The following is a 10,046-nucleotide window of genomic DNA, read 5'->3' on the forward strand; positions in this document are numbered from 1 at the left end:
GCGACGTCCCTGTCGCCGACGCTTTTGAAAACAGATCCCCGGCACTCCACCTTCGATTCGGATATTTGAGTTTTATTGAGCAGCGAGGGAATTCGTTTGGACGAGTATCAAGTAATGATTCAGTCGCGGGAGTGGCTGGTAGGTTGGGGTACGCTATCGCTGATTAATGCCGGCTTGGCTCAGGGCAAAAATCGCAGTGGACTTATCTGGTGGATACTTAGCTTGATTTTCGGTCCTTTGGCTACTCTGGTTCTTGTGCTGTTAAGCAAGGCTCCTGCAAAGCAAGATTAATCGAGCAGCTTACGAAGTAGAAAAATTCAAAGCGAAGGCGAGGTGGCGGGGATTTGTTTTCAAAAGCGTCGGCGACAGGGACGTCGCCGACGCAGCGTACATGGATGTATTTAAGGGGGGCGCCTAGCCCGGTTTTGAAAACAGATCCCCGGTACTCCGCCGCCACCAGTTCAGCTAAGTGGTTGCCACAAAATCCAAATCAGTTGTCGAGCAAGAACCGAGCGATGGTGCGAACGCCGTGCCCCTTGGCCCCCTGCGCCCACTGATCATTCGGCGCCGGCAGATAAGAACCGGAAAGATCGATGTGCACCCAGCCGCGCCCGTCATCGCGCACAAACTTGGCGAGGAACGCCGCCGCGGTGGAAGCGCCTGGGCTGCCATCCACACCGATATTAGCAATCTCCGCAAAGCCGGAGGGAATCTGCTCCAGATGGAATTTTTCCAGCGGCAGACGCCAGGCTTTTTCGTTTTCCAGTTTGGCCGCAGACAGCACTTTCTCTGCCATCTCGTCCTCGAAACTCATCACCGAGTTGTAGTCCCGGCCCACCGCCATTTTCGCCGCACCGGTAAGGGTTGCAGCATCGAGAATGTAACGCGGGTTCTGCTCGCTCGCGGCGATCAGACCGTCCGCCAGTACCAGGCGCCCTTCCGCATCGGTATTCAGAATTTCCGCGGTCACGCCGTTTTTATAGCGGATGATATCGCCGAGCTTGAACGCATTGCCGGAAACCAGGTTTTCCGCACAGCAGAGATACAACTTCACACGCTTTTTCAGTCCGCGCGCAATGGCGAGGGCCAGGCCGCCGGTGACCATCGCCGCGCCGCCCATATCCGATTTCATGTGGGCCATGCCCCCGGAGGGTTTGATGCTGTAGCCGCCGGAGTCGAAGGTGATGCCCTTGCCCACCAGACAGATATCCACCGGGGCATCGTCTTTACCGGTCGGGTTGTAGTCCAGCTGCAGCATGGCACCGCCGCGCACACTGCCGCGGCCGACGTTGTGGATACCCATAAAGCCTTCCTCGACCAGCTCATCGCCGGAGAGGATCCGGTATTCAACCGCGTAGGGAGCAAGCTTTTGCAACATATCCGCAGCGCTTTCCGCAAGCGCGCGCGGGAACACATTCTCCGGGGTACCGTTGGTGATTTCACGCACCCACAGGCTGGCCGCCTTGCGCGCTTCCAGCTCCTTCAATTCATCGCCGTCGCCAACACCCCAGTCCAGGGTGCTCTTGCGATTGGGGTTGTAGTAACCCGCCCAGAAGGCCCAGCGGCTCTCCAGGTCCCAGTTATCCCCAGCCAAAGCCACTGAGATTACGCCCATGCCATCCAGGCGGCGCGCGCCGCGCTGCACCGCGACCAGTTTGCCGCCGGTGGCCTCGGTGGCGTGAATCCGGGCTTCGCTGTCGTTGAAGCTCAACAGGGCATTCTTGCCCCAGTGTTCCGCCGCCGCTGTGGTTTCCAGCTTTACCTGCATCGCTGTTGTCATCTGTACACCTTGAATTGATCGAATCCGGTTGCCCGAGTAATAGAAATACGCCGCTTGCGGCTCAGCAACACAATATTGGGTCAGTCTAGCAGCCTGCAAGTACCGGTTTGCGCACGGCGCAGGTGTGCCGATACACTGCGTGAGCTGAAAATAACGACAAGGATGTAGAACATGGGCAACGCCTGCCACTACCACTCCGGTGCGGATGCCATCTGGCAATGCTCCGGCTGCAGCAAGGAATACTGCGGCGAATGTGTCCCCGGCTCTGTGGATAACTATTACAAATCCACCCCCAAGTGCGTGCTGTGCAACCAGCGTTTGAATAACGTGGGCGCGAGCAACAAGGCCCGTCCCTTCTGGCAGATGGCCCCGTTCTATTTCCGCTACGCACTCTCCGGTGGGCCGCTGATGGTTTCCGCCATTTGTGCGGTGGCTGCCATCGCCATGACCGGCTTGGGCTGGCTGTCGATTTTTGTGCTGGTGGCGATGCTCGCAGTGGTGATCCGCTACAACCTGCTGGTAATCGAAAAACTCGCCGGCGGCCAGCTCGAGGCGCCCACCTTTGGCGACGCCCAGGACGGTCGCAGTGCGGCCATTTTCGTCAAGGTGATCGGCATGATCCTGGTAGCCGGCGGTGTCGGCATGCTGTTTGCCGGGTTGGGTGAAGGTGCGGTGCAGGTATATTCCATTGTGCTGTCGCTGCTGGCACCGGCAGCGATGATCGTACTGGCGCTGGAGCACAGCATGCGCGCGGCGGTAAATCCGCTCAAGCTGCTGCAGTTCACCCTGATTATTGGCTGGCCCTACTGGCTGCTGTGGCTCTCCACCAGTGCGGTATCCGCGGCGCCCGCCTACCTGTTGCCGGTAGTTGCCGGGAAGTTGCCCGCCTGGATGCTGCTGCCGCTGCTGGCTTTTGTCACCAGTTACTTCTCCATCGTCACCAGCGCCATGATGGGCTACATCTGCCTGACCCGGCAGCAGAAGCTGGGTGTGATTGCGCAGGTGGCCGACGATGAGTTCATGGAGGAGCGCGAGTTCGACCGCCGCAAGGCACTGGCGGACGCGAGTATCCTGCTGCGCGAAGGCCGTGGCGAGGAGGCGCGCAAGACCCTGGTGAATGTGCTGCGCCAGCAACCGGACGATATCGCGCTGAACGAGCGCTATTTCCGCCTGCTACTCGCCATCGACGACCGCAAAGCACTGCGTGAACTGGGGCCACACCTGCTGGAGCGGTTCATCAAGCTGAACCAAGGGCACAAGGCCGCGGAGCTGTACCTTGCCACTTCTAATGCGGTGGGCACCCCTGCCATCGACAAATCCCTGTTGCGCCACCAGCTTGCCGAGGCGCTCTACCGCCAGCGCCAGTTCAAACCTGCGCTGGCACTGGTGAACAACCTGCACAAGGAAGACCCGAACTACACACGGCTCGACAGCGCCTATTTGCTGCTGGCGAAGATCTATATGGACGGGTTCAACCGCACCGACAACAGCCGCAAGCTGCTGGCGTTTGTGGAAAAGAAATTCCCCAACAGTGCGGTGATCGGTGAAGTGCGCCAGCTGCAGGGGATTCTCGCCGCGGAGCAGCGGGGGCAACCGGCACCAGTGCGATAGGCCGGGTAAAAAACCTGATACGGATATAACTATTAAACCGCAGTGGGCTGCAGGGTGCGGGCAAAGTCGAGCGCCCTGCGCGCCCGTTCCTCGTCGCCGCAGCGGCGGTAGTGCTCCACCAGCCCGTTGGCGAGGCGCGCCATCAGTGGGTGGCGATACGCCTTTTCCTGCAGGCGCAGCAGCAGGGTTTCCACCAATTCCCAGCGTTTTTCCGCCGCCGCCCGCTGGGCGAGCACCAGGCACACGCCCAGATTCAGCGCCCGCGGCACCTTCACCTTCTGCAGGTACTCCTCGATCCCCTTTGCCACCGGTGCAAAATCCTGCCCCGGCTGTTTGGCCAGCGCGAACAGTGCCAGCCAGGCGCGGTGGTGGGCCTCGCTCTCCGGCGCCAGCGCGGTAAGCTCAATGGACTTGTAGATCAGTGGCAGGGATTCGGGGTGCTGGCGCTGGGCACTGGCGGCAGCCTGGCTGGCCTCCAGCAGCTTGCCGCTGTTCTGCAGGGATTCAATACGCGCGAGCGCCATTTGTGCCGGTGTGGGTGGCAGATCCTCTTCCACGTGGATCTCACGGCTCGGGCGCAGGCGGATCAACAGCAAGGTACAGGCGAAGCCCGCCACCAAACCGCCGAAGTGGGCCCAGTAGGCGATGTTGTCGCTGCCGAAGAAGTAGCCGAACACTTCCTTGCCGAGCCACAGTGGCAGTACCAACAGCGCCGGTGCAGTGAACTCGCCAAAGGCAAACCCCAGGGTATAGAAAAAGCGCAGCCGGCGGATGCCGTACACCGCCACAAACATGCCCATCACCGCCGACACCGCGCCGGAAGCGCCGATCACCGGCATCAGGCTGCCCGCTTCCACCCCCATGTGCAGGGCTGCGGCGGCGAGCCCGCCGAACAGGTAGAGCCCGATAAACCAAGCGGCGCCGAGGGCGAGCTCCACCGACAGGCCGAACAGCAACAGAAATACCATGTTCCCCAGCAGGTGATCCCAGCCGCCATGCAGGAACATATGCCCGAACAGCCCCTTGAGCGTGGGGTTCGCCGGCGTCAGCCCATAGGCAAAGTTCGACAGGCTATCGCGCAGCTCGGCGAACTCCTGCCGCTGCTGCAGCCACTGCGGCTGCCCCTCCGCTTCCAGCCGCGCCAGCAGCCAGTGGTGGAACTCGCGGCTCCACAGCAACTGCTCGTAGATGAATTCCTCCCCCGCGCCCTGCGCCAAGGTGCGCCATTCCGGCTTTTCTGTGTCCACATACTCGTAGAAGCGCGCCTCTTCCAGGGCCGGCAGCTCGCTGGAAAAGTAGTACTCCTCCGCCGACTGCCAGCGCGCTTCGTCGCCGCTTTGATAAAGCACGAACACCAGCAGATTGACGAGAACCAGGGCAAAACACACCAGCGGCGGTCGGCGCCAGTCGGGTTTGTTCTGGATGGGGATGATGAGCAAGAGCGGACCTGCGGTTTGGTTGGCGGTTTAGAGATCAGACGGTTCAGAATACAGGGACTGCGCAATAAGGCTAGTCCGCAGCGCCACCACCTTGACGGAAATCAAGAAAAAGGCGCCAGAGACGCGTGCGTGGCCAGATTAGTGACTGGCGGAACCATTTCCGTCCTCGCCACCGTCATCGTTACCACCTTCGCGATCGCCCCCCCCTGCCGCATCCGGCCAATCCTCTACACCACCGGAGCCGCGTCGCGGTGCCTGGGACTTCGTCGTATCGTGCCCACTCCCCGGCATTGCGGTCACTCCCGGGGTGTGCGGCCCCCAGCTGCGCACATGCAGGTCCCGCTGCGGGAAGGGAATCTCGATATCGCGCTGGTTGAACTCCCGCAGCAGCTCGATGTTGTAGAGCGCGGTGAGGTCCCCAAGGGAGGACACGGCATTGCTGTTCACCCACACCACCAGCTTGAAATCCAGCGAGCTGTCGCCGAAGCCGGTGAGCCATACCTCGGTCTTGCGCTGCCAGTTGGTAAAGGTGACCGGCACCCGCTCCGCCGCCGCCATGGCCGCCTCGCGCACGACTTCCGGATCGGTGCCGTAGGCCACACCAAACATCACGTGAATGCGCCGCACCGGATCGTCCAGTGTGTGGTTGGTGACACGCCCGGTGACGAACTCGGAATTCGGCACCAGGATATCCACATTGTCGCGGGTGGTGATGCGGGTGGAACGCACGTTGATATCGCGGATGCGCCCGAACACCCCGGACTCCAGTTCCACCAGGTCGCCTACCCGAAGCGGTTGCTCGAACAGCAGGATGATGCCGGAGATGAAGTTGGAAAATATCGCCTGCATGCCGAAACCGATACCCACCGACAGGGCACCGGCAATCAGCGTGAGCTTGGAGGTGTCCAACCCCACCATGGTGAGGATGATAATGATGGTGATCAGGACGATGCAGTAATTCAGGATTCGCCACAGGGTATAGGCACCCTGCTCGCTGGTGCGGTTTTTGCGCACCATGCGCTTCAAGATCCAGTTCAGTAACCGCGAACACGCCCAGGCACCGAGAATCACCAGGATAATTTGCGCAATATCCTTAAGGCGGATGGGCTGGCCGCTGATGGCAAACAACTCGTAGTTCGCCAGCTTACGCCAGCTGGCGCGCAGGTCCTGGAACTGGTGCAGGGCGCGCTCACCGAGTGTTTTCCACCAGCCCTGCTGCCGCTGGTACACGAACAGCTGGGCAGTTTCGTAGCGCTTTACATCGTCGATCAGGTCTCCGACGCGGCCGAGGCCGCTGGCGACCTTTTCAAACTCGCGCCACCACTTGGTCATTGCCCTGGAGTCCTCCCCCACCCAGGCACCGATCTGGCGCTGGCGCACATTGAGCTGGCGCGAGAGATTATTTTTTACCGTCTCCGCATTGGCCACCAGATCCTTGCTGAGGGACAGCTTCTGCTCTTCGCCCTCGGTTTCGTTCAAGACACTGTTCATGGCCAGCAGCAGTTCCTGCTTGCGTAACTGCAGGCGATTCTCCAGCGCCGCCACGCTGAAGTTCATCATCCTGATCTGCTGCTCCATGGTGACGGCGGCGTCGGAGCTCTCGAAGATCAGGTTCTGGGAATCGCTGCGCTCCCGCGCCAGATCTTCCAGGCTGGATTTTTCCTGGGTGCGTGCCGCGGAAAGCTTTTTCGACGCCGCGGCGCTGTAATGCAGTTCCTTCAGCATGCGCTCCAGTTCCGCGCGGGCAAAGGTCAACTCCTCCTGCCAGGCGGTGAGCTGTTCCTGCAGCAACCGCTGCTCCTCGAGTGTCTGCAAATGGGTCAGCTGGGCGAGAAAGACATCCACAGTCGCTTCAAGGTATTTCGGGTCCGCACGGTTCCTGTCGCGCAACGCAACCACACGCTCCCGCATACGGCTTAACGACTGCGCGACACTCTCATCCATCTGCGACTTCTCGAGCCGCAGGCCTTCGAAGCGCTGCTGTCCGCGCGCCACCGCGGCATCGGACAGTGCCCATTGCAGCACGTTGGGATTGCTGGGGAACTTGACCTCCGGCAGTACGCCGACCTTCTTCAGCTCCGCGCGCTTCTGCCAGGTCTTGCGAATGCCACTGAAGCGCAGCTTGACCTCGCCGACCCTCTTGCCCAGGTCCGCGTCTTCGGGAATGGACGGGCTCCACTCCAGCCAGGCCTTTTCCAGCTCCTGCAGCCACTGCTCGCGTTGTTCCTGGGTAGCGTCGGGCCACTGGGTCCACCAGTCTGCAGCCAGTTCATCGAAGTTCGGGATGACCGGGGAGAATTCCTTCGGCTTGGTAGAGGGGAGTTGCGCCGCGGCGATCACCGGCAGCAACCACAAGATTGCGGCGAGGCACAGCAACCACTGCCGCGCGGCAGTCAAGGCGAACCATTGCCGTGGCTGGCGCGGAGAACAGGCGCTAAAAACGTCCATGCCCGTGACTGTCCCTGTACATCGGTATTCCTGCTATACGGTGGCGGCAATTACAGGCGCACCGAATGCCGGCAGGCGCGCAATCACCGTATTGAATTCAGTGTAGATGAGCAGTGCCGATTCTCAGCGGCGGCGGTCGTAGCGCTGGATACAGTCGCGGTATTCCCGCTGATAAATCCGCTGGCGCTGGTCTTCCAGGCTGCTGCCGCGGCGCGCCGCATCAGATGCGCCCTGGCGGCAGGCGGACTCGGCAAGCGCGCGGTTGTCGTAGCGCTCCCCGCTGCTCCAGTCGTACGGGGGCCTGACGTTGGCGTAGGGTCTTATTTCGCGGCGACGGGGATCGCGGTATCCCTCCGCCTCATACAGCGGAATCCCCTCCTCGCCCCTGCCGTCAGGATCGAGGGCTCCGGGCGGATAGGCACGGGGAATTCCGGAGCGGTCGCGCAGGTCGTCCAGGTTCTCGTCGGGGTAACCGTAGAGACGCTCCTCGTAGGCACCTACGATGTCGCCGTTGTAGTAGCGGCGCCATTCATAGGGAGGCGTGGTAACGATATAACTGCCGCGGCGGGGCTCGTAGCGGTAGAAAGTACCGGTGCCACTCAGGAAAAAGCGCTGGCCATCGATTTCAAAACCCTGGCTGCGGTGGGGAAGGAACGATAGCTCGGCACCCAGCGGCGGCTCCACTCGCAGATAGCCGTCCGCCTCCTTGCGGTAGAAATACCCACCCGAGTAGTAGTAGATATTGCCACTCAGGGTCAGCTGCCTGGCGTCGGCGGGTAACTGCCGCTGGCGGTCCGGATCACGCCAGTAATCCTCCTCCGCCGCGCCGCTGGATTGATCTGGTGGGGGAGAATTCTGGGAATACGTCTGCGCGCTCACGCTGCTGGCGGCAATGCAGGAGAAAAGCAGGAGTGAGGAGAGAGAGCGCGCGCAGGGACAGCTGCCACGCACAACCAAAAGAAGTCCTGAACGTCCGGGCATAGGGAAACCTCAGCCGTATGCACCAAGCGGCACACTGCACATCACCCCCACACCTTCGGTTCAGTATTTACTGATCCACAGAAACAGCTACGCACGGCCCCACCACCTTAAGACTAGGCGGCCGGGACCGCGCGCGCCACGGTAGCCGGAGGCGCCACCCTCCCATACTGAGTGGCGAACACAGCACAGCGCCCAAACCTCGACGGTTCCGCACTTTGTGCTGATTCGGCCGACTACCCAAAAATTCTAGTCTCGAGCCGGCAGACTCCCCATCCACCCGGCATCCACACGGTGTGTAGCTGCCGTATATAGCGAAACAGTGACCAATTAGCCGGATCCATTTTTATGTGCCCGGCTAATCGGTCAGCTGCACATAACGAGGTTATGCCAGCGCGGAAATCACCTCGCGCAACTTGCTGACGATATCGTCAATTTCATGGGCCTCGATAATCAGCGGCGGCGACATACACAGCGCATCGCCAATACCCCGCGCCATCACTCCCGCCTCCCAAGCCAACGCCGACGCCTTGGCTCCGAACTTGCCCTTGAGATTTTCCGGCGCGCGCAGCTCGATCGCACCCACAAGACCGTAATTGCGCACGTCGATCACATTGTCGAGATCCGCCAGGCTGTGCAGCGCGTTTTCCCAGTGCTTGCCGATATCGCCGGCAGCGCGGGTCAACAGGCCCTCGCGATCGTAGATATCCAGCGTCGCCATACCCGCGGCACACGCCACCGGGTGTGCGGAGTAGGTGTAACCGTGGAAAAATTCCACCATGCCTTCCGCCGCGGCATCCATCACGGTGTTGTAAATCTTGTCGCTCACAAACACCGCACCCAGTGGCACCGTCGCATTGGTGATGCCCTTGGCAGAAGTGATCATGTCCGGTGTCACCCCGAATTCCTGGGAGGCAAACGGCGAACCGGTGCGGCCCCAGCCGGAAATCACCTCGTCGAAAATCAGCAGCAGATCGTGCTTGTCACAGATCTCGCGCAGACGCTTGAGGTAACCCTGTGGCGGCAGCACCACACCGCCGGCACCGGAGAACGGCTCCACAATCACCGCCGCAATCTGGTCCGCGCCGTGGAAGGCAACCAGACGCTCAAGATCTTCCGCCAGTTCGACGCCGTGCTCCGGCAGGCCCTTGCTGAACGCATTGCGCGCGATATCCAGGGTGTGGCGCATATGGTTGGACTTCACCGGCTGGCCGAACGCCTGGTAATTGGTCGGAATACCGCCCACGGAAATACCACCGAAGTTCACCCCGTGGTAACCCTTCTCGCGGCCGATAAACATGGTGCGGGTGCCCTTACCGCGCGCGCGCTGGTACTGCAGCGCAATCTTCAGCGCCGACTCCACCGCCTCGGAACCGGAGTTACCGAAGAACACCCGGTTCAGGCCATCTGGCGTGTACTGCACCAGGCGCTCGGAATACTCAAAACTCAGCTCGTGGCCGAAATTGAAAATGGAGCTGTAATCCAGCTTCAGCGCCTGCTGGTGAATCGCCTCGGCGATTTCCCGCCGGCAGTGACCCGCATTGGAACACCACAGGCCGGCAGTGGCATCGATGATCTTGCGACCGGATTTCTCAAATAAATAAATACCCTCTGCACGCTCGACAATACGCGGCGCCGCCTTGTAGGAACGGTTGGGGGTAAAGGGCATCCAGAATGCATCGGTTTTCAGTTCGGACATGAATTTCTCCGACTCAAAATTTGAGCCTTACTAACGTAGTAAAAAACTTCGAAGCGAAGGCAAAGTGCCGGGTGCGGGTTTTCAGGAGCGT

At 60.8% G+C, this 10,046-nt stretch carries 7 protein-coding genes; 2 read left to right on the plus strand and 5 right to left on the minus strand.

Annotation, left to right across the window (positions count from 1 at the left end; all coding sequences use genetic code 11):
• The first annotated feature begins 96 nt into the window (after window positions 1–96).
• The gene (locus VIL80_RS06150) at window positions 97–291 is read left to right on the plus strand and encodes an antitermination protein NusB (RefSeq protein WP_332035264.1); all 195 of its coding nucleotides are present in this window, start codon (window positions 97–99) and stop codon (window positions 289–291) included.
• 199 nt (window positions 292–490) lie between these two features.
• On the opposite strand, the gene pepB is transcribed toward VIL80_RS06150, so the two are convergent.
• Window positions 491–1,780: an aminopeptidase PepB gene (gene pepB / locus VIL80_RS06155; RefSeq protein WP_332035265.1), complete on the minus strand. Its 1,290-nt coding sequence runs from the start codon at window positions 1,778–1,780 to the stop codon at window positions 491–493.
• A 171-nt stretch (window positions 1,781–1,951) separates the two neighbouring features.
• On the opposite strand from pepB, the gene VIL80_RS06160 reads away from it, so the two are divergent.
• Window positions 1,952–3,391: a tetratricopeptide repeat protein gene (locus VIL80_RS06160; RefSeq protein WP_332035266.1), complete on the plus strand. Its 1,440-nt coding sequence runs from the start codon at window positions 1,952–1,954 to the stop codon at window positions 3,389–3,391.
• A gap of 32 nt (window positions 3,392–3,423) precedes the next feature.
• Here VIL80_RS06160 and VIL80_RS06165 read toward each other — a convergent pair whose 3' ends face one another.
• The 4 genes from VIL80_RS06165 to aptA all read right to left on the minus strand — a co-directional run bounded on the left by VIL80_RS06165 (window position 3,424) and on the right by aptA (window position 9,955).
• Entirely contained in the window at window positions 3,424–4,830 is a 1,407-nt protein-coding gene (locus VIL80_RS06165) for a rhomboid family intramembrane serine protease (RefSeq protein ID WP_332035267.1), read from the minus strand.
• A gap of 138 nt (window positions 4,831–4,968) precedes the next feature.
• Window positions 4,969–7,227: a mechanosensitive ion channel domain-containing protein gene (locus VIL80_RS06170; RefSeq protein ID WP_332035268.1), complete on the minus strand. Its 2,259-nt coding sequence runs from the start codon at window positions 7,225–7,227 to the stop codon at window positions 4,969–4,971.
• Between the two features lie 174 nt (window positions 7,228–7,401).
• Window positions 7,402–8,229, minus strand: coding sequence for a DUF6515 family protein (locus VIL80_RS06175; protein ID WP_332035269.1), 828 nt, complete (start codon window positions 8,227–8,229; stop codon window positions 7,402–7,404).
• A gap of 412 nt (window positions 8,230–8,641) precedes the next feature.
• Window positions 8,642–9,955, minus strand: a complete 1,314-nt coding sequence (gene aptA, locus VIL80_RS06180) for an omega-aminotransferase AptA (RefSeq protein ID WP_332035270.1) — start codon at window positions 9,953–9,955, stop codon at window positions 8,642–8,644.
• Window positions 9,956–10,046 lie beyond the last annotated feature (91 nt).

Origin of the sequence: Microbulbifer sp. (genome assembly GCF_036563125.1) — a bacterium.
In the GTDB taxonomy this organism is placed as follows: Bacteria; Pseudomonadota; Gammaproteobacteria; order Pseudomonadales; family Cellvibrionaceae; genus Microbulbifer.